Annotated in this window: 29 protein-coding genes and 1 riboswitch; of the genes, 20 read left to right on the top strand and 9 right to left on the bottom strand. The window is 59.5% G+C overall.

The genetic code is table 11. The annotated features are described in order from the left end of the window. Positions 1–43: 43 nt before the first annotated feature. From rpsE to rplQ, 9 genes are all read left to right on the top strand, one after another. Positions 44–613 carry a 30S ribosomal protein S5 gene (rpsE, locus tag EGT36_RS16010; RefSeq protein ID WP_004442585.1) on the top strand — a complete coding sequence of 190 codons (570 nt, stop codon included), beginning with the start codon at positions 44–46 and terminating at the stop codon, positions 611–613. 11 nt (positions 614–624) lie between these two features. Next, entirely contained in the window at positions 625–831 is a 207-nt protein-coding gene (gene rpmD / locus EGT36_RS16005) for a 50S ribosomal protein L30 (protein WP_003495212.1), read from the top strand. 16 nt (positions 832–847) lie between these two features. Beyond that, positions 848–1327, top strand: coding sequence for a 50S ribosomal protein L15 (rplO, locus tag EGT36_RS16000; protein ID WP_003521009.1), 480 nt, complete (start codon positions 848–850; stop codon positions 1325–1327). A gap of 328 nt (positions 1328–1655) precedes the next feature. After that, positions 1656–2996 carry a preprotein translocase subunit SecY gene (gene secY, locus EGT36_RS15995; RefSeq protein ID WP_004442582.1) on the top strand — a complete coding sequence of 447 codons (1341 nt, stop codon included), beginning with the start codon at positions 1656–1658 and terminating at the stop codon, positions 2994–2996. Continuing rightward, entirely contained in the window at positions 2993–3583 is a 591-nt protein-coding gene (locus tag EGT36_RS15990; RefSeq protein ID WP_003507790.1) for an adenylate kinase, read from the top strand. The genes secY and EGT36_RS15990 overlap by 4 nt, the downstream gene beginning before the upstream one ends. 299 nt (positions 3584–3882) lie before the next feature. Beyond that, the gene (gene rpsM, locus EGT36_RS15985; RefSeq protein ID WP_003516122.1) at positions 3883–4251 is read left to right on the top strand and encodes a 30S ribosomal protein S13; all 369 of its coding nucleotides are present in this window, start codon (positions 3883–3885) and stop codon (positions 4249–4251) included. A gap of 138 nt (positions 4252–4389) precedes the next feature. Next, the gene (rpsK, locus tag EGT36_RS15980) at positions 4390–4779 is read left to right on the top strand and encodes a 30S ribosomal protein S11 (RefSeq protein ID WP_003495225.1); all 390 of its coding nucleotides are present in this window, start codon (positions 4390–4392) and stop codon (positions 4777–4779) included. 195 nt (positions 4780–4974) lie between these two features. After that, the gene (locus tag EGT36_RS15975; RefSeq protein ID WP_003495228.1) at positions 4975–5985 is read left to right on the top strand and encodes a DNA-directed RNA polymerase subunit alpha; all 1011 of its coding nucleotides are present in this window, start codon (positions 4975–4977) and stop codon (positions 5983–5985) included. A 118-nt stretch (positions 5986–6103) separates the two neighbouring features. Continuing rightward, positions 6104–6529, top strand: coding sequence for a 50S ribosomal protein L17 (gene rplQ / locus EGT36_RS15970; protein ID WP_003521014.1), 426 nt, complete (start codon positions 6104–6106; stop codon positions 6527–6529). Between the two features lie 82 nt (positions 6530–6611). Here rplQ and EGT36_RS15965 read toward each other — a convergent pair whose 3' ends face one another. From EGT36_RS15965 to msrP, 3 genes are read right to left on the bottom strand one after another with little or no spacing between them, the layout of a single operon-like run. After that, positions 6612–6932, bottom strand: a complete 321-nt coding sequence (locus EGT36_RS15965; RefSeq protein ID WP_004442573.1) for a hypothetical protein — start codon at positions 6930–6932, stop codon at positions 6612–6614. Beyond that, on the bottom strand, positions 6929–7594 hold the full coding sequence (gene msrQ, locus EGT36_RS15960) for a protein-methionine-sulfoxide reductase heme-binding subunit MsrQ (RefSeq protein WP_037092979.1): 666 nt from the start codon (positions 7592–7594) through the stop codon (positions 6929–6931). Before msrQ ends, EGT36_RS15965 begins: the two co-directional genes overlap by 4 nt. A 2-nt stretch (positions 7595–7596) precedes the next feature. Further along, positions 7597–8538 carry a protein-methionine-sulfoxide reductase catalytic subunit MsrP gene (gene msrP / locus EGT36_RS15955; protein ID WP_037092978.1) on the bottom strand — a complete coding sequence of 314 codons (942 nt, stop codon included), beginning with the start codon at positions 8536–8538 and terminating at the stop codon, positions 7597–7599. A gap of 312 nt (positions 8539–8850) precedes the next feature. On the opposite strand from msrP, the gene ilvD reads away from it, so the two are divergent. Both ilvD and EGT36_RS15945 read left to right on the top strand, forming a co-directional pair. After that, a complete protein-coding gene (ilvD, locus tag EGT36_RS15950) occupies positions 8851–10686 on the top strand; it encodes a dihydroxy-acid dehydratase (RefSeq protein ID WP_125270533.1) in 1836 nt (611 codons plus the stop codon). Between the two features lie 452 nt (positions 10687–11138). After that, positions 11139–12140 (top strand): serine hydrolase domain-containing protein, encoded by a 1002-nt coding sequence (locus EGT36_RS15945; RefSeq protein WP_037092977.1) that lies wholly within the window; start codon positions 11139–11141, stop codon positions 12138–12140. 5 nt (positions 12141–12145) lie between these two features. Here the strand turns inward: EGT36_RS15945 and EGT36_RS15940 are convergent, their stop codons facing one another. Continuing rightward, positions 12146–12496, bottom strand: coding sequence for a lysozyme inhibitor LprI family protein (locus EGT36_RS15940; protein ID WP_004442563.1), 351 nt, complete (start codon positions 12494–12496; stop codon positions 12146–12148). A gap of 169 nt (positions 12497–12665) precedes the next feature. On the opposite strand from EGT36_RS15940, the gene EGT36_RS15935 reads away from it, so the two are divergent. Next, complete coding sequence (locus EGT36_RS15935; protein WP_125270532.1) at positions 12666–14072, top strand: DegQ family serine endoprotease; 1407 nt, start codon at positions 12666–12668, stop codon at positions 14070–14072. Continuing rightward, on the top strand, positions 14069–15385 hold the full coding sequence (locus EGT36_RS15930; RefSeq protein WP_035211375.1) for a replication-associated recombination protein A: 1317 nt from the start codon (positions 14069–14071) through the stop codon (positions 15383–15385). Before EGT36_RS15935 ends, EGT36_RS15930 begins: the two co-directional genes overlap by 4 nt. 80 nt (positions 15386–15465) lie before the next feature. Here the strand turns inward: EGT36_RS15930 and EGT36_RS15925 are convergent, their stop codons facing one another. Next, positions 15466–15780, bottom strand: a complete 315-nt coding sequence (locus EGT36_RS15925; RefSeq protein ID WP_004442557.1) for a DUF1883 domain-containing protein — start codon at positions 15778–15780, stop codon at positions 15466–15468. 251 nt (positions 15781–16031) lie between these two features. On the opposite strand from EGT36_RS15925, the gene EGT36_RS15920 reads away from it, so the two are divergent. The 5 genes from EGT36_RS15920 to EGT36_RS15895 all read left to right on the top strand — a co-directional run bounded on the left by EGT36_RS15920 (position 16032) and on the right by EGT36_RS15895 (position 22388). Further along, positions 16032–17846, top strand: a complete 1815-nt coding sequence (locus EGT36_RS15920; RefSeq protein WP_037092976.1) for a methyl-accepting chemotaxis protein — start codon at positions 16032–16034, stop codon at positions 17844–17846. Between the two features lie 174 nt (positions 17847–18020). After that, positions 18021–19289: an extensin-like domain-containing protein gene (locus EGT36_RS15915; protein WP_037092975.1), complete on the top strand. Its 1269-nt coding sequence runs from the start codon at positions 18021–18023 to the stop codon at positions 19287–19289. A gap of 487 nt (positions 19290–19776) precedes the next feature. Next, positions 19777–20598, top strand: coding sequence for a sulfite exporter TauE/SafE family protein (locus EGT36_RS15905; RefSeq protein ID WP_037092974.1), 822 nt, complete (start codon positions 19777–19779; stop codon positions 20596–20598). Positions 20599–20703: 105 nt separating this feature from the next. Continuing rightward, complete coding sequence (locus EGT36_RS15900) at positions 20704–21630, top strand: ABC transporter ATP-binding protein (RefSeq protein ID WP_006697634.1); 927 nt, start codon at positions 20704–20706, stop codon at positions 21628–21630. Further along, the gene (locus EGT36_RS15895) at positions 21627–22388 is read left to right on the top strand and encodes an ABC transporter permease (RefSeq protein ID WP_004442548.1); all 762 of its coding nucleotides are present in this window, start codon (positions 21627–21629) and stop codon (positions 22386–22388) included. The genes EGT36_RS15900 and EGT36_RS15895 overlap by 4 nt, the downstream gene beginning before the upstream one ends. 79 nt (positions 22389–22467) lie before the next feature. Here the strand turns inward: EGT36_RS15895 and ribB are convergent, their stop codons facing one another. The 4 genes from ribB to EGT36_RS15875 all read right to left on the bottom strand — a co-directional run bounded on the left by ribB (position 22468) and on the right by EGT36_RS15875 (position 25239). Beyond that, positions 22468–23109: a 3,4-dihydroxy-2-butanone-4-phosphate synthase gene (ribB, locus tag EGT36_RS15890; protein WP_125270531.1), complete on the bottom strand. Its 642-nt coding sequence runs from the start codon at positions 23107–23109 to the stop codon at positions 22468–22470. A gap of 120 nt (positions 23110–23229) precedes the next feature. Further along, positions 23230–23379, bottom strand: a riboswitch (FMN riboswitch). Between the two features lie 159 nt (positions 23380–23538). Next, entirely contained in the window at positions 23539–24246 is a 708-nt protein-coding gene (locus EGT36_RS15885) for a TIGR02281 family clan AA aspartic protease (protein ID WP_037092973.1), read from the bottom strand. Beyond that, entirely contained in the window at positions 24243–24434 is a 192-nt protein-coding gene (locus tag EGT36_RS15880) for a DUF1289 domain-containing protein (RefSeq protein ID WP_006697635.1), read from the bottom strand. The genes EGT36_RS15885 and EGT36_RS15880 overlap by 4 nt, the downstream gene beginning before the upstream one ends. A gap of 19 nt (positions 24435–24453) precedes the next feature. Beyond that, entirely contained in the window at positions 24454–25239 is a 786-nt protein-coding gene (locus EGT36_RS15875) for an adenosylcobinamide-GDP ribazoletransferase (protein ID WP_037092972.1), read from the bottom strand. Between the two features lie 153 nt (positions 25240–25392). Here EGT36_RS15875 and cobT point away from each other — a divergent pair, with 153 nt between their 5' ends. Continuing rightward, a complete protein-coding gene (gene cobT, locus EGT36_RS15870; RefSeq protein ID WP_125270530.1) occupies positions 25393–26427 on the top strand; it encodes a nicotinate-nucleotide--dimethylbenzimidazole phosphoribosyltransferase in 1035 nt (344 codons plus the stop codon). Between the two features lie 8 nt (positions 26428–26435). Further along, a complete protein-coding gene (locus EGT36_RS15865) occupies positions 26436–26840 on the top strand; it encodes a diacylglycerol kinase (RefSeq protein WP_125270529.1) in 405 nt (134 codons plus the stop codon). Positions 26841–26863: the final 23 nt, after the last annotated feature.

Genomic DNA, 26863 nt, shown 5'->3' with positions numbered 1-26863 from the left:
TTTCGTTTGCCGTTCCACCCGTAAAAGAAAAAGGACAAGGACAATGGCACAGGATAAAAGAGGTTCCCGCGAAGAGCGTCAGAACCGCGAAGAGCGCGATAGCGAATTCGTCGACAAGCTGGTCGCGATCAACCGCGTTGCAAAGGTTGTTAAGGGCGGCCGTCGTTTCGGCTTCGCCGCTCTCGTCGTCGTTGGCGACCAGAAGGGCCGCGTTGGTTTCGGTCACGGCAAGGCTCGTGAAGTTCCGGAAGCGATCCGCAAGGCAACTGAAAGCGCAAAGCGCGATCTGATCTTCGTTCCGCTGCGCGATGGCCGCACGCTGCATCACGACGTTAATGGCCGTCACGGCGCAGGCAAGGTTCTGCTGCGTTCGGCCAAGGCCGGTACCGGTATCATCGCCGGTGGTCCGATGCGCGCCGTTTTCGAAACGCTCGGCGTTCATGACGTTGTTGCCAAGTCGACCGGTTCTTCGAACCCGTACAACATGGTTCGCGCGACGTTCGACGCTCTGAAGCATCAGGTTCATCCGAAGGACATCGCTGCACAGCGCGGTCTGAAGTATGCGACCCTTCAGGCTCGTCGTGCCGCTTCCGGCAACGCTTCTGAAGAATAAGGAGCTGGATCATGGCCAAGAAAACTACTGAAGCCAAGAAGACTGTTACGGTCGAACAGATCGGCAGCCCTATTCGCCGCCCGGCAATCCAGCGTCAGACGCTGGTGGGTCTGGGTCTCAACAAGATGCATCGTCAGCGCACCCTGGAAGACACTCCGGCGGTTCGCGGCATGATCCGTGCGGTCCAGCATCTCGTTCGCGTCGTTGACGAGAAGTGAGACGGAGTAACCTATCATGAAACTCAATGAAATCAGAGACAACGAAGGCGCCTCCAAGGATCGTATCCGCGTAGGTCGCGGTATCGGTTCCGGCAAGGGCAAGACCGGTGGTCGCGGTGTGAAGGGTCAGAAGGCTCGTTCGGGCGTCGCCATCAACGGCTTCGAAGGCGGTCAGATGCCCATCTACCGTCGTCTGCCGAAGCGCGGTTTCAACAACATCTTCGCTTCCGAATATGTTGTCGTATCGCTCGGCCGCATTCAGACCGCCATCGACGCCAAGAAGCTTGACGCTTCCGCAACGATCGATGCTGCTGCTCTCAAGGCTGCCGGCGTTATCCGCCGCGCCAAGGACGGCGTTCGTATTCTCGCCGACGGCGAGCTGAAGGCTAAGGTCGCTTTCGAAGTTGCCGGTGCTTCCAAGCCCGCAATCGAAAAGATCGAAAAGGCTGGCGGCTCGATCAAGCTTCTCGCAGTTGCAGCAGAAGCCGCCGAGTAATATATAGACTTCAGGCGCCCGGGGCTTGTCGCTCCGGGCGTTTGCGCTCCCTGGCCACTGTTGCTTTCGATCTAAATCGATTTATAGAGCATCAGGGAAATCTCTTCGCGGTGTGCTTCCTCGGCCCCGCTTGCGGCAGAAAGTGCTGCAGGGAGAGCCTCACAGTTCTTGAACTTCCATAGGGGAGGGGATAGGACATAAAAAACAGGGTGAGGCATGATGGCGGCGCAGAGCCGCGTTTGTCCGAAGCCCGGTTTTGACCAGTATCTTTTAGACCTTTCCGCATCGGCCGGTTGCGCTGGCTGGCAAGGGTCATTCGGAGAAATTTATGGCTTCAGCAGCGGAACAACTGGCTTCGAACCTGAATTTTTCGACCTTCGCTAAGGCGGAGGATCTGAAAAAGCGTCTCTGGTTTACTCTTGCCGCACTTCTCGTCTACCGTCTCGGCACCCATATTCCGCTTCCGGGCCTGAACCCTGAAGCCTATGCGCAGGCCTTCCGTGGCCAGGCCAACGGTATTCTCGGTCTTTTCAACATGTTTGCGGGTGGCGCTGTCGAGCGCATGGCGATTTTCGCCCTCGGCATCATGCCTTACATCTCCGCTTCGATCATCGTGCAGCTCATGACCTCGGTCGTGCCTTCGCTCGAAGCGTTGAAGAAGGAAGGCGAAGCCGGCCGCAAGATCATCAACCAGTACACCCGTTACGGCACGGTGCTGCTCGGCACGCTGCAGGCCTATGGCATTGCGGTCGGCCTCGAAAGCGGTAACGGCCTTGTAGTTGATCCGGGCTGGTTCTTCCGCATTTCCACCGTCATCACGCTGCTTGGCGGCACGATGTTCCTGATGTGGCTCGGCGAACAGATTACCTCGCGCGGTATCGGCAACGGTATTTCGCTGATCATCTTCGCGGGCATTGCCGCCGGTCTGCCCAAGGCCCTGGCCGGCACGCTGGAACTCGGCCGCACCGGTGCGCTTTCGACCCCGCTCATCCTGACAGTCGTCGTCGTTGCAATCGGCGTCATTGCCCTCATCGTCTTCGTGGAGCGTGCGCAGCGCCGTCTGTTGATCCAATATCCGAAGCGACAGGTCGGGAACCGCATGTTCCAGGGCGACACCTCGCACCTGCCGCTGAAGCTTAACACGGCCGGCGTCATTCCTGCGATCTTCGCATCGTCGCTGCTGCTTCTGCCGGCAACGGCTGCAGGCTTTGCGGGTAACACCAACCTGCCGACCTGGGCGACCTCGATCATCGCCTCGCTGCAGCATGGCCAGCCGCTGTTCATGGCGCTTTATGGCCTGCTGATTGCTTTCTTCGCCTTCTTCTACACGGCGATCGTATTCAATCCGAAGGATACGGCTGACAATCTCAAGAAGCATGGCGGCTTCATTCCGGGCATCCGCCCGGGCGAGCGCACTGCGGAGTACATTGATTACGTTCTGACCCGCATCACTGTGGTCGGCGCGATTTATCTGGTCTTCGTCTGTATCCTTCCTGAGACACTTATCGCACGTACGGGCATTCCATTAGCCCTTGGTGGTACTTCGCTTTTGATCGTTGTCAGTGTAACTCTGGATACGGTTGCGCAGATTCAGGGTCACCTGATCGCCCAGCAGTATGAAGGTCTGATCAAGAAGTCGAAGTTGCGTGGAGGAAAGAGGGGACGATGAGACTGATATTTTTGGGTCCGCCGGGTGCGGGCAAGGGAACCCAGGCCAAGCGGCTTACTGACAAGTACGGGATCCCCCAGCTTTCAACCGGTGACATGCTGCGCGCTGCGGTCAGCGCGGGCACCGAAATCGGCAAGCGCGCCAAGGCCGTCATGGACGCCGGCGGGCTGGTATCCGACGATATCGTCAATCAGATCGTTTCCGAACGTATCGAAGCTCCTGACTGTGCCAAGGGCTTCATTCTCGACGGTTATCCGCGCACCGTTCCGCAGGCGAAGGCGCTTGCCGACAACATGCGCAAGAAGAACCTGGTGCTCGACGCCGTCATCGAACTCAAGGTGGACGAAGAGGCTTTGATTCGCCGAATCGAAAATCGCGTGGCTGAAACCATTGCCGCCGGCGGCACTGTTCGCTCTGACGATAATCCGGAAGCTTTCCGCAAGCGCCTGACGGAATATCGCGAAAAGACTGCGCCGCTGTCCGCTTATTACAGCGAACAGGGCGAACTGGTGACGCTGGATGGCATGGCAGATGTCGATGCCGTCACCGAGGCCATCGAGCGCGTTCTCGAGAAAGCCTCTGCCTGATCGAAGGAATGAATGGGCGAGGACTGCGTTCTTGCCCATCTTCCTTTTCGAAAGGCGGCTGATCCCTTGGATCGCAAAAGAATCTTGGCGGAGCCGGTTGCTTTTTTGCGCTGATTCCGTTAAACACCGCGCCAACTCGCGACATCCCAAGCGACTGGCGCGGATTTCCCTTAGGGAAGGGAGATCCGGGTTCGGTCGTTTTGACTTGTCACGGACATCAATTTGAACTGGCGGTCTTGTCGGCCGCTCGAATGGAATCACCACTTGCCGGATGGCAACTGGAACCAAGGAGAAAAGACGTGGCACGTATCGCTGGCGTCAACATCCCGACTGCGAAGCGCGTTGTTATTGCGCTGACCTACATTCACGGGATTGGTCCGAAATTTGCGCAGGAAATCATGGACAAGGTCGGTCTTCCGGCTGACAAGCGCGTTCATCAGCTGACGGATGCTGAAGTTCTTCAGATCCGCGAAGCCATCGACCGCGACTACCAGGTCGAAGGCGACCTGCGTCGCGAAACGTCGATGAACATCAAGCGTCTGATGGACCTCGGTTGCTACCGCGGCCTGCGTCACCGTCGTGGCCTTCCGGTCCGCGGTCAGCGCACGCACACCAACGCCCGCACCCGCAAGGGTCCGGCGAAGGCTATCGCTGGTAAGAAGAAGTAATTTTCCGGTTCTCCGGAAAGGGGAGGCTGGTGCAGTCCGCGCCAGCCTTTCTGAGTTTGGCGAAAAGCTCGGTTACGGGCTGATTGCCGGTGTAGCCGCTGGTGTTACGGCGGTGAAGAGATCAATGAAAGGTATAAAATGGCCAAGGAAGCCGCACGCGTCCGTCGTCGCGAACGCAAAAATATCACGTCTGGCGTCGCGCACGTCAATTCGACCTTCAACAACACGATGATCACCATCACCGACGCACAGGGCAATGCTATTGCCTGGTCGTCCGCTGGTGCCAAGGGCTTCAAGGGTTCGCGTAAGTCGACCCCGTTTGCTGCCCAGATCGCTGCTGAAGATTGCGCGAAGAAGGCTCAGGAACACGGCATGAAGTCGCTTGAAGTTGAAGTTTGCGGTCCGGGTTCCGGCCGTGAATCGGCACTTCGCGCCCTGCAGGCTGCCGGTTTCATGATCACTTCCATTCGCGACGTGACGCCGATCCCGCACAACGGTTGCCGTCCGCGCAAGAAGCGCCGCGTCTGACGCGACCGTGGTTCGGAAATTCCGCCTTACCTCAGGTCTGGCGGAATTTTCGTGTATCTGGCGTGTGCGCGTCGATTTCGATCGGCGGACTTGCGCTCAAGAACCCACCGATGAACCGCTGAATTTGGTTCCTCTCGGTGTTTTCATGCTCGGTCCGTCACGATTGGATGGTGGCGGCGAACGGAAGGTTTAAAGATGATTCAGAAGAACTGGCAGGAACTTATCAAGCCGAACAAGGTCGAGTTCACCTCGTCCAGCCGCACCAAGGCAACGCTCGTTGCCGAGCCGCTGGAGCGTGGTTTCGGTCTTACCCTCGGCAACGCGCTGCGTCGCGTTCTGTTGTCTTCTCTGCGCGGCGCCGCTGTTACGGCCGTGCAGATCGACGGTGTCCTGCACGAATTCTCCTCCATCCCCGGCGTCCGGGAAGATGTGACGGATATCGTGCTCAACATCAAGGAAATCGCCATCAAGATGGATGGCGACGATTCCAAGCGCATGGTCGTGCGCAAGCAGGGCCCGGGTGCCGTAACCGCTGGTGACATCCAGACGGTTGGTGACATCGAGATCCTGAACCCCGACCACGTGATCTGCACGCTCGACGATGGCGCTGAAATCCGCATGGAATTCACCGTCAACAACGGCAAGGGTTACGTACCGGCTGAGCGCAACCGCGCGGAAGATGCCCCGATTGGCCTCATTCCGGTGGACAGCCTCTATTCTCCGGTCAAGAAAGTGTCCTACAAGGTTGAAAACACCCGTGAAGGCCAGGTTCTCGACTATGACAAGCTGATCATGACGATCGAGACCAACGGTTCGGTTTCCGGCGAAGACGCCGTTGCCTTCGCCGCTCGCATTCTTCAGGACCAGCTGGGCGTCTTCGTCAATTTCGACGAGCCGCAGAAGGAAGCAGAAGAAGAATCGGTTACGGAACTCGCGTTCAACCCGGCGCTTCTCAAGAAGGTCGACGAGCTCGAGCTGTCGGTTCGTTCGGCAAACTGCCTGAAGAACGACAACATCGTTTACATCGGCGACCTGATCCAGAAGACCGAAGCCGAAATGCTCCGCACGCCGAACTTTGGTCGCAAGTCGCTGAACGAAATCAAGGAAGTTCTCGCTTCCATGGGTCTGCACCTCGGCATGGAAGTGCCGGCATGGCCGCCTGAGAACATCGAAGATCTCGCAAAGCGTTACGAAGACCAGTACTAACAAACAAGAAGGCAGACCTCAAAGACTGCCTTTCCCCGTCAAACAGCAGGTAAGTCACCTGCATGTGCCAGGAAACGGCAGGCCTTAAAGAAGGAACCTGCGTAGAAGGAGAATAGCAATGCGCCACGGTAATTCAGGCCGCAAGCTCAATAGAACCGCCAGCCACCGCAAGGCAATGTTTGCCAACATGGCTGCTTCGCTCATCACCCATGAGCAGATCGTCACCACGCTTCCGAAGGCGAAGGAAATTCGCCCGATCGTTGAGAAGCTCGTCACTCTCGGCAAGCGCGGCGACCTGCACGCTCGTCGTCAGGCGATTTCGCAGATCAAGGATCAGGACGCTGTTCGCAAGCTGTTCGACGCGATCGCAGCACGTTACGCAAACCGTAACGGCGGCTACCTGCGTATCATGAAGGCCGGCTTCCGCCAGGGCGACAATGCCGCTCTCGCCGTCATCGAATTCGTCGAGCGCGACGTTGACGCCAAGGGCGCAGCCGACAAGGCTCGCGTTGCCGCTGAAGCTGCTGCTGCCGAAGCTGCATAAGGTTTGATGCCTTTCGGGTGTCATGAGTTAAAATGCCGGGCGAGAGATCGCCCGGCTTTTTTGTTTGCGTTGTTTTCTGTGTTTAAGGCTGGCGATCGGGCGAATATTGGCTGATTTGACGAATAAGATCGGCAAGTGGCGCCATCAGGGCTACACGGTCCGAAGCATGATGAGCCAGCCAAAGCTTTTGCAGGTCTTCTTCATTGATCTCGCCATTCTCAATGTGTTCGAGAAGCTTTGATAGTGCGTTCCGATGACCGCTGTTCATCGTCCGGGCAATATCAGTGGGGGCGAGAGCCATCCCCATTGCCATGATGCTGAAAATCTCTGAAACAGCCGCTTGACTGGAGCCGGCAATTTTAGGGCGTTGCGAGGTTTTCGGGTTTTGGTCCGTCGGTTTCATGTTTTTGACGGGCGTTGCTGTGCATTGCCAACGGCGCGTCTTCCCCGCTTCCGCGCCATGATCGACGGCCGTACCAGCCGATAGCCCAACAGCACCACCATCATGCTGATATAAAACACCGGCTCCAGCGTGATCGATTTTCGCGCCAGCACGAAATGCAGCACGCCGACGATGAGCACGAGATAGACGAGTTTATGCAGCGTGTTCCAGCGGCTGCCGAGTTTGCGGATCGACCAGCGGTTGGAGGTGAGCGCCAGGGGAAGGAGCATGACGAGCCCCGCCATGCCGAACATGATATAGGGCCGTTTCAGGATATCACCGGCAATGGAACTGAAGACGAGGCCACGGTCCAGCACCAGATAGACGGTAAAGTGCGCCAATACGTAATAAAAGGCAATCAGGCCCAGCGCCCGACGATAGGCGATGAGGTTGATGTTGAAGAGATCGCGTAGCGGCGTCACCAGCAGGCCTAGACAGAGGAAGCGAAGCGCCCAGATGCCGAGGAGGTGTTCGAAATCCTTGACCGGGTTGAAGCCGAGGCCTCCGGTTGCGGCGAGGTAGAAATACCAGACGCCGGGAGCAAGGCCGATGACATACAGCGACCAGATGGCCGCCGGTTGGTAACGCTTCGGCAGAGAGGGTAAGGTGAAGGCGAAAGCCATGGTCAATAATTCGCCTTCAGGTCCATGCCGGCGTAGAGGCTCGCTACTTCATCGTAGCCATTGAACATCAGGGTAGGGCGGTTCTGGGTGCCAAAGAAGCCGCCTTCGCCGATGCGCTGCTCCGTCGCCTGGCTCCAGCGGGGATGGTCCACATGTGGATTGACGTTGGAATAGAAGCCGTATTCGCGGGCGTTGGAATTTTTCCAGGTCGTTTCCGGTTGTTTCTCGACAAGCGAAATGCGGACGATGGATTTGATGCCCTTGAAGCCGTACTTCCACGGCACGACAAGCCGGATCGGTGCGCCATTCTGGTTCGGCAACGTCTCGCCATAAAGGCCGACGGCAAGGATGGTCAGGGGATGGCGGGCTTCATCGAGGCGCAAACCTTCGACATAGGGCCATGACAGGGGCTGGAACAGGCCGCTCTGTCCGGGCATTTCCTCTGGCCGCACCACCGTCTCGAAGGAAACATATTTCGCGCTGCCCAGCGGTTCGACCTTGTCGAGCAGGCTTGTAAGTGGGAAGCCGATCCATGGAATGACCATCGACCAGCCTTCGACGCAGCGCATGCGGTAGGTGCGTTCCTCAAGCTGATATTTCATCAGCTCTTCGATGCCGAATTCCTGTGGCTTGGAAACGAGGCCATCCACTTTCACGGTCCAGGGTGTGGGTTTGAACTTGCCGGAATTTTCCTTGGGGTCGGATTTGCCGACGCCGAATTCGTAGAAGTTGTTGTAGCTGGTGACGGCATCAAGCGGCGTGAGTTTTTCATCCAGCTTGTAAGCGCCGGGTTTCGCCGCGAGCGGAGCGGCAACCGCCTCACGGCCCGCAAGCCCTATTGCCGCAAGGCCCGCCGCTGTGCCGAGGAAGCCGCGTCTGGAAAGGTAGATGTTTTTCGGCGTGATTTCGCTTGCCGAAATATGGGGCGGACGATAGGCGGGCATTGGAACCTCCACAAAAGCCGGGTGCATCGGCGATAAATCGATTATGATAGCCAATACGGCCGCTGCACAGATATGTTTCAGTCTGCTGCGGAAAAACAGCGCCGGGCAGACGGAAATCGCGCATTTGTGATAGGCCGTCGTCCGCTCGCCCGCGTTAAGGGAAAGGCGTACCGTACCGAACCGTACTGTTTTGCCCTAAGGTGACAGTGACAGCGCTTGCGGTTTGCGTTAGAAACACCGCAAAATAGGGCAGAGGCAGCTTCCACCGCGTTGCGGGCAGGCGCGCTTCGCCCCGAGATTGAGGAAAACACCATGCCAGCCTATCGCTCAAGAACGACAACCCACGGCCGCAACATGGCGGGCGCGCGCGGCCTTTGGCGCGCCACCGGCATGAAGGACAGCGATTTCGGCAAGCCGATCATCGCTGTCGTCAATTCCTTCACGCAGTTCGTGCCCGGCCACGTCCACCTCAAGGATCTCGGCCAGCTGGTTGCCCGTGAAATCGAGGCGGCCGGCGGTGTTGCCAAGGAATTCAACACCATCGCGGTCGATGACGGCATCGCCATGGGCCATGACGGCATGCTTTATTCGCTGCCCTCGCGCGAGATCATTGCTGACTCGGTCGAATATATGGTCAATGCCCATTGCGCCGATGCCATGGTATGCATTTCCAACTGCGACAAGATCACCCCCGGAATGTTGAATGCTGCCATGCGCCTCAACATCCCCGCCGTCTTCGTGTCCGGTGGTCCGATGGAAGCGGGCAAGGTTGTCCTGCATGGCAAAACCGTCGCGCTCGATCTGGTCGACGCCATGGTGGCTGCCGCCGATGACAAGATTTCTGACGAGGACGTCAAGGTTATCGAGCGATCTGCCTGCCCGACCTGCGGTTCCTGTTCCGGCATGTTCACCGCCAATTCGATGAACTGTCTGACCGAGGCGCTCGGCTTGTCTCTGCCCGGTAACGGCTCGACGCTTGCCACCCATTCGGATCGCAAGCGACTGTTCGTCGAGGCCGGTCATCTGATCGTCGATCTGGCCCGCCGTTATTACGAGCAGGAAGACGAAACCGTTCTGCCGCGGACCATCGCCAACAAGGCGGCGTTTGAAAACGCCATGTCGCTGGATATCGCCATGGGCGGCTCCACCAACACGGTGCTGCATATCCTCGCTGCCGCGCACGAGGGCGGGGTGGATTTCACCATGGAAGACATCGACCGTCTTTCCCGCAAGGTTCCGTGCCTTTCGAAAGTCGCGCCCGCCAAGCAGGACGTTCACATGGAAGACGTTCACCGCGCGGGTGGCATCATGCGCATTCTTGGCGAGTTGGAGCGCGGCGGTCTGATCAACCGCGATACCTATACGGTGCATGAAGCGACGCTCGGTGACGCCATCGACCGCTGGGACATCACCCGCACCAACAGCGAGACGGTGCGCGAATTCTTCAAGGCGGCCCCCGGCGGCGTGCCCACGCAGGTTGCCTTCAGCCAGTCCTCGCGCTGGGACGACCTGGATACCGACAGCGACAATGGCGTCATTCGCTCGGTCGAGAAACCTTTCTCCAAGGATGGTGGTCTTGCCGTGCTTTACGGCAACATCGCGCTCGACGGCTGTATCGTGAAGACGGCAGGTGTTGATGAGTCCATCCTGAAATTCAACGGCCCGGCGGTCGTTTACGAAAGCCAGGACGCGGCGGTTAAGGGCATTCTGGGCAACGAGGTCAAGGCGGGCGACGTCGTCGTCATCCGTTATGAAGGTCCTAAGGGCGGCCCGGGCATGCAGGAAATGCTCTATCCGACCAGCTACCTGAAATCCAAGGGCCTCGGCAAAGCCTGCGCGCTGATCACCGACGGTCGCTTCTCTGGTGGCACGTCAGGCCTTTCCATCGGCCACGCCTCGCCGGAAGCGGCACAGGGCGGCGCCATCGGCCTCGTGCGTCAGGGTGACCTGATCGAGATCGACATTCCGAACCGCACGATCAACCTGAAGGTTTCCGACGCGGAACTGGCCTCGCGCCGGGCCGAGCAGGACGAGAAGGGCTGGAAGCCGGAAGCACCGCGCAAGCGCAATGTCACGACGGCGCTGAAGGCCTATGCGGCCTTTGCTTCGAGCGCAGACAAGGGTGCTGTGCGGATATTGCCGGAGTAATCCTATCGCAGAGTGGGTTGGAAGGTTACGCCTGATGCGTCGCTTTCTTCCCGGAGTGCTCGAAGAGCGATAACAAGCACGCTTCGTCACCCCGGAACCTATCCGGGGTCCAGCGCGATCAAGTCCTTGATCGCAAGAGACTCTTCTTACGGCGCAGACGCGCCATGCCTGATGCCGGATCAGGTCCGGCAGGACGGAGGAGAAAGCTCTCCACCTCCATTTAAATTGAGCCGCTCTCTGAGCGGCTTTTTGCTGTCTGAATTTGGAGTGAATTCGGCTCACAAACAGATTCAATTACTTCGCGGGATGATTCCTGGTATCCCTTCAACGTTCTGTTTTTCCATCGTAATTGTGGAGCTGACTGCAGATTGTTTCTGGCGTGGCAGTCACATTGGAGTGATGTTCGTCCAGCGACCCTTTTCCAGAAAGCAGCGATGCCTAACTTCATTACCATGAAAAGACGAACCGCACTCGCCCTCATGGCATCGCTACCCTTCGCCTCACTTGCCCGTGCCCAGAGCGCCGGGAACAACGTCCGTTTCGGTCCGTTGCTGCGGGAGGCGGATGGGCTTTCCAGTCTCAAGACCGTCATCGTCAGCATCGATGGCGAGGAGATCGCTAGCCGCGCCTATCATGGTGCCGGTTTGAACGGCTCCACCAATATCAAATCGGCCTCAAAATCGATCATCTCCGCGTTGGTCGGCATGGCGATCGACCGCAAGATTCTCCAAGGTGCGGACCAGCCGATCGCGACCATTCTGCGCGGTGAATTTCCGCAAATTCCTGATCCCCGGCTGGAGCGGATCACCGTTGGTAACCTCCTGTCAATGCAATCCGGTCTGGAGCGCATGTCCGGGCCGAATTACGGCCGTTGGGTCGCCAGCCGCAACTGGGTGCGGATGGCCTTGGGGTCGGGTTTCGCCGGAGAGCCGGGTGGCGGCATGCTTTATTCCACGGCGTCGACACATCTGCTGTCGGCGATATTGACGAAGGCATCCGGCCGTTCGACGCTTTCTCTCGCCCGAGACTGGTTTCGGCCCCTGGAAGGGTTTTCCATCGGCGGCTGGGAGCGCGATCCGCAGGGCATCTATCTCGGCGGCAACCAGATGGCGATGACCGCGCGGTCGCTGCTGGTCTTCGGTGAGCTTTACCGCAGAGGCGGCGTGACACCCGGTGGTGAGCGGTTGATTTCGCAGGACTGGATCGAGCAATCATGGCGACAGCGCACCAATTCGGTCTTCAACGGCGACGGTTACGGTTATTGCTGGTTCATCAGGGAGATGGCGGGCGAGACGGTCTATTATGCCTGGGGTTATGGCGGGCAGATGCTGTACATCGCGCCGGCAAAACGACTGTCCGTCGTGATGACCTCCCGTGAAGACGCGCCATCGGCCCGAACCGGTTATCGCGACCAGCTGCATGGCCTCATGGAGAACGTCATCCGCGCGGTGTGATCGGGTCAGAGCGGCCGGTTGATGCTCTGAAACGCCTCTCCGAGACGTTTCATGCGCTCCTCATAGGCGCCGGTAAGGCAGGCAACGTCGGCTGCACATTCCTGGCGCTTCTTCAGCCACTGGCTCTGCTCGTCGCGCAACGTGTCGCGGGCGCCCATGGCCATCAGCTGGGTTAGGATATCGAAGGTGGTGGCCATCTTCACGTCCTGATCGTTCAGGGCGCGGTTGTCGCAGATGGCCTTTTCATCCGCTGCGAGATCGGATTTCGTGCAGTCGAAACTTGCAGCACCGGCCGTTGAGAGGAGCGAGGAAGCAAAAAGGATGCCGCAGGCGAGGAGGGGCTTTTTCAAATGCATGGCTTGTCTCTGTTGAGGACTGCTGGTGCGGATGAAACCAAAATACGCCTTTGCTGGTTCCATCAGCGGACGCCGCCGTGCCTGAAACCCACGGTCATCATCTTGCCGCTCTTTGCTTTACAGGCTTTGACGTTATAACTCCATCATACTGATGACGATGAGGAATCACATGCGAAGCGTGTTGAAGTATCTGTCCACCGGCTTTCTCGCCGCGCTCATTCTCCTGCCAGCGGGTGCCCGGGCGCAGGACAACAGGACCGTGCCGTCCAGCCACACGGAAATGCAGCTTTCCTTCGCGCCGCTGGTCAAGCGCACCGCCGGCGCGGTGGTGAATGTCTATGCCGAACGCATCGTGCAGCGGCGGTTGTCGCCCTTCGCCGGTGATCCCTTCTTCGAACAGTTTTTCGGGCAGCAAATGCCGAACCGCACGGAAAAGCAGTCGTCGCTCGGTTCAGGCGTCATCGTCACAGCCGGCGGTCTCGTGGTGACCAACAATCATGTCATTGACGGTGCTGACGACATCAAGGTGGCGCTTGCGGATGGGCGCGAATTTTCCTCCAAGGTTCTCATGAAAGATGACCGGGTCGATCTTGCCGTGCTGCAGATCGACGCCAAGGAGCAGTTCCCGGTGCTGCCGCTCGGCAATTCGGACAAGATCGAAGTCGGCGATCTGGTGCTGGCGATCGGTAACCCCTTCGGCGTCGGTCAGACCGTGACCAGCGGCATCATCTCGGGCCTTGCCCGCAACCAGGTGACGCAGGGCGATTTCGGCTTCTTCATCCAGACCGACGCCTCCATCAACCCGGGCAACTCCGGCGGCGCGCTGATGAATATGGCTGGCGAGCTGATCGGCATCAACACTGCCATCTTCTCCAAGGGCGGCGGCTCGAACGGCATCGGTTTCGCTATTCCGGCCAATCTGGTCCGGGTTTTTGTGGCTGCTGCTGAACGGGGCGATGCGAACTTCCAGCGGCCCTACATTGGCGCGACCTTCGATCCCGTCACTTCGGATGTCGCGGAGGCCCTTGGCCTGCATCGCGCCCGGGGAGCGCTGGTCGTCAGCGTTGTCAAAGGCAGCCCCGCGGAAAAGGCCGGCATAGAGCCGGGCCAGGTGGTGACTGCGGTCAACGGATTGGAGGTGGAGCATCCCGATGCGCTCGGTTACCGCCTGACCACGGCCGGCATAGGCAAATCTGCTGAACTGACCGTCATGGACAAGGGCAAGGAAAAGAAGCTGACGATTGCACTTGATATTGCGCCCGAGACCGCTCCCCGCGACGAACGGCTGATCGAAGGGCGCAATCCGTTCGCCGGCGCGACCGTCGCCAATCTTTCGCCGAAGCTTGCTGACGAATTGCGCATGCCCTCGCAGGTCACGGGTGTCGTCATCACCGATGTGAAGCGTGGCTCGCCGGCTTATCGTGTCGGTTTTCTGCCGAAAGATGTGATCCTTTCACTGAACGGCGCAGATATCGGCTCCACGGCCGCTGTCGAAAAGGCGCTGGATGACAATCCTGGTTTCTGGCGGGTGGAAATCCTGCGTGACGGGCAGCGTATCCGGCAGTTCCTCCGATGAGTGACGATCTCTTCGCCCCGCAAGTGCCGGTGGAGGTCGCTAACCGGCGGCCTCTCGCCGATCGCCTGCGCCCGAAGACGCTGGCGGAAGTAAGCGGGCAGCCGCATCTGACGGGCGAGGAGGGCGTTCTGCGCCGCATGATCGATAGCGGCTCGCTGGGGTCGATGATCTTCTGGGGGCCGCCCGGCACCGGCAAGACGACGGTCGCCCGCCTGCTTTCCGGCGAGGCGGGGCTGGCTTTCGAACAGATATCAGCGATCTTTTCCGGCGTCGCCGATCTCAAGAAGGTTTTCGAAGCGGCGCGTGCAAGGCGCATGAACGGTCGCCAGACCCTGCTTTTCGTCGACGAAATTCACCGTTTCAACCGTGCGCAACAGGACAGTTTTCTGCCTGTCATGGAGGACGGCACCATTATTCTGGTGGGGGCGACCACCGAAAATCCCTCGTTTGAACTGAATGCCGCTCTGTTGTCGCGGGCCCGTGTCCTGACATTTCGGTCGCATGACGAGGACAGTCTCAGCGAGCTTCTGAAGCGCGCGGAGGAGGCGGAGCAGAAGCCCCTGCCACTGACGGAGGATGCACGCGCAAGCCTGATCCGCATGGCCGATGGCGACGGTCGAGCGGTGTTGACGCTTGCCGAAGAAGTCTGGCGCGCGGCGCGGAAAGATGAAACCTTCGACACGGAAGGGCTCACGCGCATCGTGCAGCGCCGTGCGCCCGTCTACGACAAGAGCCAGGACGGCCACTACAATCTCATTTCCGCGCTGCATAAGTCGGTGCGTGGATCGGACCCGGATGCCGCACTTTATTATCTCGCCCGCATGTTCGATGCCGGCGAGGACCCGCTCTACATCGGCCGGCGGCTGGTGCGCATGGCGGTGGAAGATATCGGCCTTGCAGATCCGCAGGCGCTCGCCGTCTGCAATGCTGCCAAGGATGCCTATGATTATCTTGGTTCGCCGGAGGGTGAACTTGCGCTGGCGCAGGCCTGCGTCTACCTGGCCACCGCTCCGAAATCGAATGCCGTCTATACCGCCTTCAAGGCTGCGATGCGCGCCGCGAAGGAAAATGGCTCGCTTGTTCCGCCCAAACACATCCTGAATGCACCGACCAAGCTGATGAAGGGCGAGGGATATGGTGACGGCTACCGTTACGATCATGACGAGCCGGACGCTTTTTCAGGGCAGGATTACTTCCCGGAAAAAATGGGGCGGACCACCTTTTACGATCCACCGGACAGAGGTTTCGAACGCGAAATCCGCAAACGTCTCGACTGGTGGGCGAAACTGCGTCGCGAGCGGGAATCGCGTTAGCCCTCATCTTCACAAAATGATTCAGGCGCTTGCCAAAAAGAGTCGCGAAACTGCGCTATCGCATTGTTTTTTCAAATAAGTCAGGATGCCTTGCGCTGAGGCGCGGCCTGCGGCTGCGCCGGCAGCATCTTGACCGATGATTCCGCCAGGCCGTTATGCCCGTCGGCATCGATCACCAGATGCCAGTGCATCGTTTCGGGGATGGCGATCCGGATTGGCGACTTTTTCGCGACGCCGCCAAGATATTTGAAATCGAGCAGTTCGGTGAAGCGCTGGAAATTCGCGCCCGTCATCAACCGGACATTGTTGATGGCCGAGAGAGATACTTCAATGATCGTGCCCGCCCGCAATTCCTTCAGGTCATAATGCGTGTAGCGGAAATTCGGCCGTGCCATCGCGCGCCTCCAAGTACCGGTATTGTGGCAAAAGAGGATAGGGAGGCAGGGTTAACGCTGCCTTTAAATTCGTGCGGTTTCATCGAATTACTGGCTGTCCCGCCGGCGGCCAATGGCGATGGTGAGTATTTCAGGCCGTGTTCGACGCCCATGAAGATAATACCAACGTATAATGGGCGTATTTAATCATAATAAATTTTTTCCCCTTAGCATCGGCTCGTCGAAGTGCACTCATCGACGTTGGGGGGAATATGAAAAACGTCACTATATCTATGCGCCTATATGCGCTCGTCGCATTGTTTCTGGCAATCCTGACCGCAGCGCTGACATTCAGCCTGTTCGAAACCTTTGGCGAGATGGAACGCGAGCGCAAAGCCGGGCTTGCGGCGATGAACGAAACGGCCGTCGCTATTCTCGATCAATATTATCGCCTGGAACAAAGCGGCAGCTTGACGCGGGAGGCGGCGCAGCAGCAGGCCAAGGTCACAATCGCGGCCATGCGGTATGGCAACGGCAGCGGTTATTTCTGGATCAACGATATGCACCCCAAAATGGTGATGCATCCGATCAAGCCGGAAATGAACGGAACCGATCTTACCGCCAACAAGGACCCGAACGGCAAGGCGCTGTTCGTTGAGTTCGTGAATACGGTCAAGGCGGGCGGTCAGGGCTTTGTCGATTATTACTGGCCGAAACCGGGTGCCCCGGAGCCGGTGGAGAAATTTTCCCATGTCGCCGGTTTCGCACCCTGGGGCTGGATCGTGGGTACGGGTGTTTATGTCGACGACCTCGAAGCGGTGTTCTGGAGCGACGCGTATTTCAACATCGGCCTGTGCATCTTGTCCGGCCTTGTCGTCATTGCCGTGGCCGCCGCCGTCGTGCGTGGCGTCACTCGACCGATCGATCTCATCCGGCAGAGCATGAAGCAGATCGCCGACGGCGACGGCACGGCCGAAATCCGCTTCGCGGATCGCCGGAACGAAATCGGCGCGATTGCCAAGACATTGCTGGTGCTGCGTGACAGCGTCAATGAGCGCAGCGCCCTGCAGGCGCGTGAGGCCGACCAGCAGCGGGCGCTGGAGGAAGCGCGTCGGGGCAACGAGATGGTTCTTCGTTCCGCATCCGAGCGGCAGGCCCATGCCATGGAGCGTCTGGGGGAGGCGCTCGAGGCGCTTGCCAATGGGGATCTGACTGTTTCGCTGACAGATATCGGCGACGACTACGAAAAGCTGCGCACGGACTTCAATCGGGCCGTGGGTGCGCTCCATGGCGCCATCGAAGCGATTTCCCGGACCGGTCATGTCGTCAATGACAGCGCTGCGGATATCAGCGGCGCGACCGGCAATCTCTCGCGCCGGACCGAACAGCAGGCGGCGGCGCTGGAGGAAACGGCCGCAGCGCTTGACGAGATTACCGCCACGGTGCGCACCGCATCCGAACGGGCCAATGAGGCGCGGCAGATGGTGCAGGACACGAAAAGCAGCGCCGGCCGCTCAGGCGAGATCGTGCGCAACGCGGTCGATGCCATGGGCCGCATCGAGGAATCGTCAAAGCGGATCGGACAGATCATTTCCGTCATCGACGAGATCGCCTTCCAGACCAACCTGCTGGCGCTGAATGCCGGCGTGGAAGCGGCGCGGGCCGGCGAGGCCGGACGTGGTTTCGCCGTGGTGGCGCAGGAGGTGCGCGAACTGGCGCAACGCTCCGCCAATGCCGCCAAGGAGATCAAGACCCTTATCAATCGCTCGGCGGAGGAGGTCGGCGGCGGCGTCGCACTCGTCCGCTCCACGGGCGATGCACTGGAAGAAATCGTGGCGCTCGTAAACCGGGTTGAAGGTCACGTGAATTCCATCGCCACTGCGGCGCGGGAGCAGGCCACCGGCCTCCAGGAGATCAACACCTCCGTTAATCACATGGACCAGATGACGCAGCAAAACGCGGCGATGGTGGAAGAAACGACCGCCGCCAGCCAGACGCTCGCCGAGGAAAGCCGCCAGTTGCGCTCGCTTCTGTCGCGCTTCGAACTTGGACATGATGCCGAGCACGAGGTTTCGCGGGCGGCCTGACTTCAGGCGTCTCGATCTGATGAAGGGCGCGGTTCCGGCTGCGCCCTTTGTTTTGGGCTATCAGAACCAGCCATTCGTTATTTCCCGCAACCAATAAGGTTTCGTTTACCTCATTTCTTTAAAATTTGACCTGTATTGCCGCGGATTGCGGCCGCTGAAGGTACAGGTTCTCGTATGGCGTATGTTTCCCTTCCGCGTCGTCTTGTGACGTTGCTGATGATTTCCACGGTCATGGTGTCGTGTTCGGCGGAGGGCCTCGTGCCACCGGCGGAGGTGGACGGCACCACACGCGTGAGCGCAATCCGTTCCTCGCGGCAACAGGGCTACAGCGCGCCGGCAGGTGCCTTCCGTCAGGTTGAGCGGGCCGGACAGAGCAACGATTATCCTACGGCCATATCGCAGCCGATGCCGGAGCCTTATGCTTCGCAGGATCCGCTGCTGCAAACGCGCCAGGCAGGGCAGGGTTATTCCACCCTCGACGCACAGCATCAGGCACGCATGGCGGCTGGCGGTCATGGCAATCTGCCGGTGCAGGCGACGCAAAGCCAGGAGATGCCCCCGCAGCACATGGCCAGCAGCCAGATTGCCGAGGGCGAAGGCGGCGTGAACATGGATTCCATGCTCGGCGTGGAGCCGGTGCGGGGACTGGCGGAGGAGCAGGATGCCGAAATCGTCGAGGGGGCTTCGGCCCAGCCGGTGGTGGACGGCATCGGCACCGACAATCCGGTTGCGGTTTCTCCGGCGCGGCGCCAGTCCGGGCTCATTCCGCCGCCGCCACCCGGATCGTCCTCCCGCCGCCAGCCGGTGGAAGAGGTGGCCATGCTCATGCCGAATGATCCGACCGTTCGCGGCGGACTTCAGAGCGACCGGTCCATGCCGCCCGGCATCATGCCGTCTTCGGAGGTTGCCTGCCGCGCCGAGCTTCGCCGTCTGGGTGTCGCTTTTCGCGACGTCGCCCGTATTGCCGACGGGCCGACCTGCGGCATCGATTACCCGATCGAACTCAGCGGTCTCGCCAGCGGCGTCGCGGTTCGTCCGGCGGTGAAGCTCAATTGCCAGGTTACGCTTGCCTTTGCGAAATGGGTGAAGTTCGAACTCGTACCGTCCTCGCGTTTCCGCTATCTCTCCGGCGTCGGCCGCATAACGCCGATGGGTGGTTATTCCTGCCGCAAGATGAATTCCCGTTCCAGCAATCCGTGGTCGGAACATGCGCGGGGCAACGCCATCGATATCGGCACCATCACGCTGAAGAACGGCAAGGAAATCGATGTCCGCAAGAAGAGTTTCTTCGCTTTCCGCGAAAAGGCACTGCTGAAGGCCGTCAGATCGGATAGCTGCAAATATTTCTCCACCGTTCTCGGGCCGGGCAGTGATCCCAACCACTGGAACCATTTTCACTTCGACCTGCGTACCCGCAAGTCAGGTTACAGGCATTGCGATTAAGTCGCGCCGTTGGAGGTTGGCGGCTGAGTTTGAAAGCGTCTCCTCCGTCATGCTCGGGCCTGTCCCGAGCATCTGCAACGCCGCTATTGGCGATACTCGGCACAAGGCCGAGGATGACGTCGAACACGGAGTGCGGCTTGTCATAGGGCTGCCGCCGATGACATAGGCGCCGGATCTTTGGATATGGTCGGAATGACGAAGCTTGAGGATGTTTTGCTGCCGCTAGCTCGATAATCGCCCGCCACATTCCCACAAAAAAAAGACCGGCCCGAAGGCCGGTTGAAGAAGACAGCCTTATCGGGGGGATATCGGCGTCTTTGCAAGGGCATGAAATGGGAAGCGATCCCACAGAACGGTCCATCCGGCGCGGATTTGCGGCAAAAGATGTCGCGCCGTACTGACCTGCGGCCAACATGGCTTGCCGCCCTTTTCTGATACGCTATGAGCGTCACATGTTTGTGACAACGGCCTTCGGGAGCCTGCCTTCATGCCCCCAGTTTCAGAGATAATGATCTTCGCTGCGGCACTTGCTGCTGCGGGTGTGGTTGCAGGCCTTCTGGCTGGCCTGTTCGGTATCGGCGGCGGCGCGGTGCTGGTGCCGGTTTTTTACCAGGTCTTCGGACTTCTGGATGTGCCTGAGGCGGTGCGAATGCATCTTTCGCTCGGAACGTCTCTCGCCATTATCGTGCCGACGTCCATCCGCTCGTTCCTGACGCATCGCCAGAAGGGCGCCGTCGATATCGAGCTTCTGAAAGGCTGGGTCGTCGCCGTGCCGCTTGGCACCGTTCTCGCCTCTATTGTTGCAGCCTATGCCTCGAGTGTGGCGCTGCGCCTGATCTTTGCCTTCATCGCGCTCGCGCTTGCCTTCCGGATGATCTTCAACCGGGCGAGCTGGCATCTCGGTTCCGATCTGCCGCCAAACCCGGCCCGTTTTCTGGTGGGCACCGGCATCGGGCTGTTTTCCGGGCTGATGGGCGTGGGCGGCGGGGTGATGAACAACACCTTCATGACGCTTTACGGACGCAGCATTCATCAGGCGGTTGCCACCTCTTCCGGTGTCGGCGTGTTGATTTCGCTGCCGGGGCTTGCGGGTTACATCTGGGCCGGCTGGGGCGATGCGGGGCTGCCGCCATTTTCCACCGGCTTCATCAACTGGATCGCCGTGGTGCTCCTGATCCCCATTACCCTTGTCGTCGCGCCCTATGGTGCACGGCTGGCGCATGCGCTCAGCAAGAAGCAGCTGGAGCGGGCCTTCGGCGTGTTTCTGGTTTTCGTCGCAGCGCAGTTTTTCTATAGCGTCTACGGCTGATTTTCCGCTCCCGCCGAACGCAGTGTTCAGTCCGCCGGGCTGGCATTTGCAACCTCTGCGGTCTATATGGCGTTCATCTTACTCGGTTTTTCGAAAGAATTCGCCATGAATGCCATTGTTTCGATACGGAATCTGACCAAATCCTACGCAAATGGCTTCCAGGCGCTCAAAGGTGTCAGCCTCGATATCCGGGAGGGGGAGATACTCGCTCTTCTCGGTCCCAATGGCGCCGGCAAGACGACACTGATCTCGATCATCTGCGGTCTCGTCAATCCGGGTGACGGTTCGGTGCTGGTTGGTGGGCACGATGTGGTGAAGGATTTTCGCCAGACCCGCGCCCTCATCGGCCTCGTGCCGCAGGAACTGACGACCGACCAGTTCGAGACGGTTTGGAACACCGTCAGCTTTTCGCGCGGACTACACGGACAGAAGAAGAATCCGGAGCTGATCGAAAGCATCCTCAAATCCCTGTCGCTCTGGAACAAGAAGGACAACATGCTGCGGGAGCTTTCCGGCGGCATGAAGCGGCGTGTGCTGATTGCCAAGGCGCTGGCGCACGAGCCGAAGGTCCTGTTTCTCGATGAGCCGACGGCGGGCGTGGATGTGACCCTGCGCCGCGACATGTGGAATGTGGTCTCCGAGCTGCGCGCCAAGGGTGTCACCATCATTCTCACCACGCATTACATTGAGGAGGCGGAAGAAATCGCCGACCGGGTGGGTGTCATCAATGGTGGCGAATTGCTGCTGGTGGAAGAAAAGACGGCATTGATGAAGAAACTCGGCCGCAAGCAGCTTTTTCTTGAGCTTTCCCAGCCGGTGGAGACTTTGCCGGAAAGTCTCGCGCCCTTCGGCCTCACGCTTTCCGAAGATGGCTGCACCATCACCTATGAAATCGAGGATAATGGCGAGCAGGGCCGCATTGCCGATGTCCTGAGCGCGCTTTTCGCCGCCAACATCCATTTTAAGGATATTTCCACGCGGCAGAGTTCGCTCGAAGATATCTTCGTTTCGCTGGTGGGAGGCCAGAAATGAATTTCGAAGCCATCAAGTCCATCTACCTGTTCGAAATGGCGCGCACCCGCCGCACCCTGCTGCAAAGCGTGGTCTCTCCGGTCATTTCCACCTCGCTCTATTTTATCGTGTTCGGCACAGCGATCGGTTCGCGGATTCAGGAGGTTGGTGGGGTTTCCTATGGCGCTTTCATAACGCCCGGCCTCATCATGCTGACGCTTCTGACGCAGTGCATCGGCAACGGCTCCTTCGGCATCTACTTCCCGAAATTCACCGGCACGATCTATGAAATCCTCTCCGCACCGGTGGCGATGACGGAAATCCTTGTCGGCTATGTCGGAGCGGCGGCGACAAAGGGGTTGATGATCGGTACGATCATCCTGATAACCGCGTCGTTCTTCGTGGATATCAGCATCGCCCATCCGTTCATGATGATCCTGTTTTTTGTGCTGACGGCTGTGAGTTTCAGCCTGTTCGGCTTCATCATCGGCATCTGGGCAACGAATTTCGAGCAGTTGAACCTCATTCCCATGCTGGTGGTGCCGCCGCTGACCTTCCTCGGCGGCAGCTTCTATTCCATCGACATGCTGCCACCCTTCTGGCAGACGGTCAGCCACTTCAATCCGGTGCTTTATCTCATCAGCGGCTTCCGCTGGAGTTTCTATGAGATCGCTGACGTCAATCCCGTCATCAGCCTGGCGATGATCACGCTGTTTCTGGCGCTATGCCTCGGTGTTGTCGGCTGGATGTTCAAGACAGGGTATCGGCTGCGCAACTGATCCAGAAACGCTTTCCTGAAAATTGGACGCCCGGTCTGCGCCGGGCGTTCTCGTATTCAAAGCACAACGCGAACGCAGGTCAGGCGACCTGCTTCTGCGCCACTTCCTCGACAACCTCACCCTCGAGATAGGAAACGAGGTCCTTGATCGTCACGACCAGCAGGCCGTGGCGCTCGGCGAAGACTTCGAGTTGGGGCAGGCGGGCCATGGTGCCGTCGTCATTGGCGATTTCGCATATCGTGCCGGAGGGGAACTTCCCGGCGAGACGGCAGAGATCAACGGCGGCTTCGGTATGGCCCGTGCGTCCGAGGACGCCCTGCGGGTTGGCGCGCAGCGGGAAGATATGGCCCGGGCGAGCGAAATCTTCGGGGCGCGAGCCTTCCGATACCAGCGCGCGCACGGTCTTTGCGCGGTCGGCGGCGGAAATGCCCGTCGTGGTGCCGGGAATGTAATCCACCGACACGGTGAAGGCCGTCTTGAGGGATTCGGTATTGCGCGACACCATCAGCGGAATGTCTAGCGCGTCGAGGCGCTCTTCGGGCATGGCCACGCAGATCAGCCCGCGTGCATGGTTCATCATGAAGGCGATCTGCTGGGGAGTGATGCTGTCGGAGGCGGCGATGATATCGCCTTCGTTTTCGCGGTCTTCATCGTCAACCACAATCACCATCTCGCCGCGGGAAATGGCGTTAATGGCGTCTTCAATTCTGGCAACTGTCATTCTATTTCAAGCCTTTCAAGGGTTATGCCGTTTTGCGGCATTTTCGCGCTTCGAGAAGCGCCAAATATCCCTTGGGCGAACAATGCAATACGAAGCCCGCTAACGCGCAGGCGTCCCATGCCTTGTCCTCTTCCATCCGGACTATACCGTCGGCTCCGGCCTCTCACCGGATCTGCTGACCTTCCGGCTTTGGAAACCGGAAGCGCTCGCGGGCTCCGGGAAAGTCCCGATACCGCCGGTGGGGAATTGCGCCCCGCCCTGAGAACAGCAACAACTTAAATTATCAAATGCGAGGGAATCAAGGGGCAATGGCCCGCCGCAGCCCTTGCGCGTGAAAAGAATATCCCGATTGCAGACGCGACGAGGAATTTCCTTTCCGGTACCAAGACGTGAGAAAACTCCCCGAAATGAATCTCGAGGGGGCAGTGCTCACCGATCCCGCAACCGCAATTCGTCGGTCTGCATCTGCAGCGAACCAAGCGTCGACAAAAAGCTCATGCCAAGCAGGCTCCGGCCCAATTGGCCATCCTGGGCGATGAGGGCGGGGATGTTGCGCCGCACGATCGGGCCAATGCTGATTTCCGACAGCGTGACGGGTGCTGCCGCCGTGCGGCCATTGGCGGTCATTACCGGTACGGTATAGCGAAGATTTGTGGTGTCGATGCCGATCGCGGTCGCATCCGCATTTGCGAGCACCACGGAGCTGGCGCCTGTATCGACCAGCATGTGGATCGTCCTGCCCTCAATCCCGACATTCGCTTCGAAGTGGCCGCTCATGGATTTGTGCAGCACGATTTCCTGCTCGCCTGCCGATGTCGTCACCACGACGGCGCGGCCGGGCATCAGACCGCCGAGCAGCCGGTCGCCGAAGGATTGCAGGTCGTAGCGATAGAGATAGAGCGAGACGAGGCCGAGGATGATGACGAGCCAGACGGCGAGCTGCCGGATGACGGTGCCGAAGTTGCCGCGTCTTCCCGCCAGAATGCCGGCCGACAGCAGCCCTGCGATGGGCAGAAGATAAAGGACCTGGGCAAACTGATCATTATCGATGCCGAGCGTTCGGCCACCATTGTGATTAACGACGAGCAGGCCAAGGCCGACGGCCAGCAGAAGGAGAACGATGGTCAGTCTGTTCATGCGGTATGTGTCTCCTTGGCGGACTCGGACAGATTTGCCAATCTTTGCGGCAGCGCGCGCATGATCAAGCGGCGCGTCTCGTCGCTATAACCCGTCCAGCCGCCGATTTCATCCAGCGTGCGGCCGCAGCCGATGCAGAGAGTGTGGGTCGTGTCGAGGCGACAGATCTGGACGCAGGGTGTTTCCATGGTGATCTATATCAGGCCCTCACGCCGCAAGGGCAAGTGCGACGAGAATCACGATCTCCGTGATCTGCTGGCAAGCCCCAATGGTATCCCCGGTATGGCCGCCAATCTTCCTCTCGCACAGCCTGCCGAACAGCATGGCCGCGATGACCGCCACCGCCAGCACAAGCGCGATCTCAAACAGTGGCAGCGCGTGCAGCGTGAACAATATGAAGAGAAGAAGCCCGGCGGCCAGCGCGATGTTGCGTTCGCTTTCTCCGGGCTGGCCGGCATTGACGGCGATGCCGGAGGTCTTGGCGGCGGGCAGGGACTGCCAGTGCCACACCATCAGCGCGCGGCTCGTGACAAGCGCTGCAATCAGGCAGGCGGCAGCGGTTTTGCCCGGCAGGGTTTCGATCAGTGAGGCGAGTGCAGCGGCGCGGAGCGCGAAGGAAAGAACCATGGCAATGGTGCCATAACTGCCGATACGGCTGTCCTTCATGATTTCAAGCATACGAGACTTGTCCCTGCCGCTGCCGAAGCCATCGGCCGTGTCGGCAAGCCCGTCCTCATGCAGCGCGCCTGTCATGAGCGCCGTCAGGCCGATGGCGAGCCACCCGGTGAGCTGCGGAGAGGCATCGAAGCGCGCAAACACGACAACCAGGAAAGCGGCGGGCAGGGCGATCAGCAGTCCCGCGGCGGGGAAGGCGCGGGCGGCCCGGTCCATCGACACGCCCGAGTCGCCTTCGAAGAATCGCGAAGGGACGGGCAGGCGGCTCAGAAAGGCGAGGGAATGCATGACATCTGTTATAAAATCCCGGGCCTTCATGCTCTCTCCGTTGCAGTCGCTGCATTTCCGGTTGTTCCGCGGCGCATCCGCTATTATGAGAGGCGCAACAAAGACCGATTTGCCGGAAAACACAAGTTTCCGGACGCATGAGCCGATGCGAAAGCCAGACCGGCTATGAGAGAGACTGATATCATGAGCATGAGCGGATTGCCCTTCGATGATTTCCGCGCGCTGCTGCGCGAGCTTCCCGGCCCGGACACGCACGCGCTTGTTGCGGCGAAGGAGCGCAATGCGCAGCTGACGAAACCTGCCGGTTCGCTCGGCCGTCTCGAAGAAATCGCCATGTGGCTTGCCGCCTGGTCCGGCCGTTCGCCTGCCGTCAACCGTCCGCTGGTGGCAATCTTCGCCGGCAATCACGGCGTGACCCGCCACGGCATCACGCCCTATCCGACGTCTGTGACCCAGCAGATGGTGGAAAATTTTGCCGCCGGTGGCGCGGCGATCAACCAGATCTGCGTGGCCAATGATCTCGGCCTGAAGATTTTCGATCTGGCGCTGGATTACCCGACCGGCGATATCACCTGTGAACCGGCGCTTTCGGAGCGTGACTGCGCCGCCACCATGGCCTTCGGCATGGAGGCGATTGCCGGCGGCACCGATCTTCTCTGCGTCGGTGAAATGGGCATCGGCAACACCACGATAGCGGCTGCGATCAATCTTGCGCTTTATGGCGGTACGGCGGAAGAATGGACCGGTCCGGGCACCGGTTCGGAAGGTGACGTCATGGCCCGCAAGATTGCCGCGGTGAAGGCGGCGGTAGAGTTCCACAAGGACCACCTGTCCGATCCGCTGGAAATCATGCGTCGTCTCGGCGGACGCGAAATCGCGGCGATTGCAGGTGCCATTCTTGCTGCGCGCGTGCAGCGCATTCCCGTGTTGATAGATGGTTATGTGGCAACGGCCGCCGCGGCGCTGCTGAAGGCTGCCAATTCCTCGGCGCTCGATCATTGCCTTATCGGCCATGTCTCGGGTGAGCCCGGCCATCTGGCAGCCATCGAAAAGCTTGGCAAGACGCCGCTTCTGGCGCTTGGAATGCGTCTTGGCGAAGGCACCGGTGCGGCCCTTGCCGCCGGCATCGTCAAGGCCGCCGCCGCCTGCCATTCCGGCATGGCGACGTTTGAGACAGCAGGTGTCGACACACGCATCACCGCGCCCACCAATCATTGAGGCTGAAGATGGACGCGACGCCGCACATGCCACCGCCAGAACCGGTCTTTCGTAAAGAAAAGGGCTGGCGGCATCTGTTCGCTGCCGCGCGCTATTCCCTGCAGGGGCTCGGCCGGCTTTGGCAGGAAGCTGCCTTTCGTCACGAAGTTCTTGCCTTCTGCGTCGGGCTTGGCCTGCTTCTGGTCGTGGGCGCGCCGTTTGCGCATCTTCTCGTTTTCACGGTGTTGATGCTGCTTTTATTCTCGGTGGAAGCGCTCAATACCGCCATTGAGGAACTGGTGGACCGCATTTCGCCGGAAATTTCCTCCGTGGCCCGCCACGCCAAGGATCTCGGCTCCTTTGCCGTCTTCTGCCTGTTGATGGCGAACGGATTTTTCGTGCTGTATTCGCTGGTGACGACGCTGTTCTTCTGAGGTTGCCAGCTTCAAGGCATTTC

Origin of the sequence: Agrobacterium sp. FDAARGOS_525, from assembly GCF_003938925.1 — a bacterium.
In the GTDB taxonomy this organism is placed as follows: Bacteria; Pseudomonadota; Alphaproteobacteria; order Rhizobiales; family Rhizobiaceae; genus Agrobacterium; species Agrobacterium pusense.
The sequence above is the reverse complement of the archived record's forward strand: the minus strand, read 5'-3'. Positions and strand labels throughout refer to the sequence as shown.

Excerpts from the sequence above, each read along its gene's own strand:
- EGT36_RS15990 (WP_003507790.1), top strand. The coding sequence starts at position 2,993 with ATGAGACTGATATTTTTGGGTCCGCCGGGTGCGGGCAAGGGAACCCAG.
- rpsE (WP_004442585.1), top strand. The coding sequence starts at position 44 with ATGGCACAGGATAAAAGAGGTTCCCGCGAAGAGCGTCAGAACCGCGAA.
- cobT (WP_125270530.1), top strand. The coding sequence starts at position 25,393 with ATGAGCATGAGCGGATTGCCCTTCGATGATTTCCGCGCGCTGCTGCGC.
- rpsK (WP_003495225.1), top strand. The coding sequence starts at position 4,390 with ATGGCCAAGGAAGCCGCACGCGTCCGTCGTCGCGAACGCAAAAATATC.
- EGT36_RS15940 (WP_004442563.1), bottom strand. The coding sequence starts at position 12,496 with ATGCATTTGAAAAAGCCCCTCCTCGCCTGCGGCATCCTTTTTGCTTCC.
- rplO (WP_003521009.1), top strand. The coding sequence starts at position 848 with ATGAAACTCAATGAAATCAGAGACAACGAAGGCGCCTCCAAGGATCGT.
- EGT36_RS15900 (WP_006697634.1), top strand. The coding sequence starts at position 20,704 with ATGAATGCCATTGTTTCGATACGGAATCTGACCAAATCCTACGCAAAT.
- EGT36_RS15905 (WP_037092974.1), top strand. The coding sequence starts at position 19,777 with ATGCCCCCAGTTTCAGAGATAATGATCTTCGCTGCGGCACTTGCTGCT.
- EGT36_RS15865 (WP_125270529.1), top strand. The coding sequence starts at position 26,436 with ATGGACGCGACGCCGCACATGCCACCGCCAGAACCGGTCTTTCGTAAA.
- EGT36_RS15895 (WP_004442548.1), top strand. The coding sequence starts at position 21,627 with ATGAATTTCGAAGCCATCAAGTCCATCTACCTGTTCGAAATGGCGCGC.
- ilvD (WP_125270533.1), top strand. The coding sequence starts at position 8,851 with ATGCCAGCCTATCGCTCAAGAACGACAACCCACGGCCGCAACATGGCG.
- EGT36_RS15930 (WP_035211375.1), top strand. The coding sequence starts at position 14,069 with ATGAGTGACGATCTCTTCGCCCCGCAAGTGCCGGTGGAGGTCGCTAAC.
- rpmD (WP_003495212.1), top strand. The coding sequence starts at position 625 with ATGGCCAAGAAAACTACTGAAGCCAAGAAGACTGTTACGGTCGAACAG.
- EGT36_RS15965 (WP_004442573.1), bottom strand. The coding sequence starts at position 6,932 with ATGAAACCGACGGACCAAAACCCGAAAACCTCGCAACGCCCTAAAATT.
- EGT36_RS15925 (WP_004442557.1), bottom strand. The coding sequence starts at position 15,780 with ATGGCACGGCCGAATTTCCGCTACACGCATTATGACCTGAAGGAATTG.
- ribB (WP_125270531.1), bottom strand. The coding sequence starts at position 23,109 with ATGACAGTTGCCAGAATTGAAGACGCCATTAACGCCATTTCCCGCGGC.
- secY (WP_004442582.1), top strand. The coding sequence starts at position 1,656 with ATGGCTTCAGCAGCGGAACAACTGGCTTCGAACCTGAATTTTTCGACC.
- EGT36_RS15880 (WP_006697635.1), bottom strand. The coding sequence starts at position 24,434 with ATGGAAACACCCTGCGTCCAGATCTGTCGCCTCGACACGACCCACACT.
- rplQ (WP_003521014.1), top strand. The coding sequence starts at position 6,104 with ATGCGCCACGGTAATTCAGGCCGCAAGCTCAATAGAACCGCCAGCCAC.
- EGT36_RS15945 (WP_037092977.1), top strand. The coding sequence starts at position 11,139 with ATGAAAAGACGAACCGCACTCGCCCTCATGGCATCGCTACCCTTCGCC.
- EGT36_RS15935 (WP_125270532.1), top strand. The coding sequence starts at position 12,666 with ATGCGAAGCGTGTTGAAGTATCTGTCCACCGGCTTTCTCGCCGCGCTC.
- EGT36_RS15915 (WP_037092975.1), top strand. The coding sequence starts at position 18,021 with ATGGCGTATGTTTCCCTTCCGCGTCGTCTTGTGACGTTGCTGATGATT.
- EGT36_RS15975 (WP_003495228.1), top strand. The coding sequence starts at position 4,975 with ATGATTCAGAAGAACTGGCAGGAACTTATCAAGCCGAACAAGGTCGAG.
- msrP (WP_037092978.1), bottom strand. The coding sequence starts at position 8,538 with ATGCCCGCCTATCGTCCGCCCCATATTTCGGCAAGCGAAATCACGCCG.
- EGT36_RS15920 (WP_037092976.1), top strand. The coding sequence starts at position 16,032 with ATGAAAAACGTCACTATATCTATGCGCCTATATGCGCTCGTCGCATTG.
- EGT36_RS15875 (WP_037092972.1), bottom strand. The coding sequence starts at position 25,239 with ATGAAGGCCCGGGATTTTATAACAGATGTCATGCATTCCCTCGCCTTT.
- EGT36_RS15885 (WP_037092973.1), bottom strand. The coding sequence starts at position 24,246 with ATGAACAGACTGACCATCGTTCTCCTTCTGCTGGCCGTCGGCCTTGGC.
- msrQ (WP_037092979.1), bottom strand. The coding sequence starts at position 7,594 with ATGGCTTTCGCCTTCACCTTACCCTCTCTGCCGAAGCGTTACCAACCG.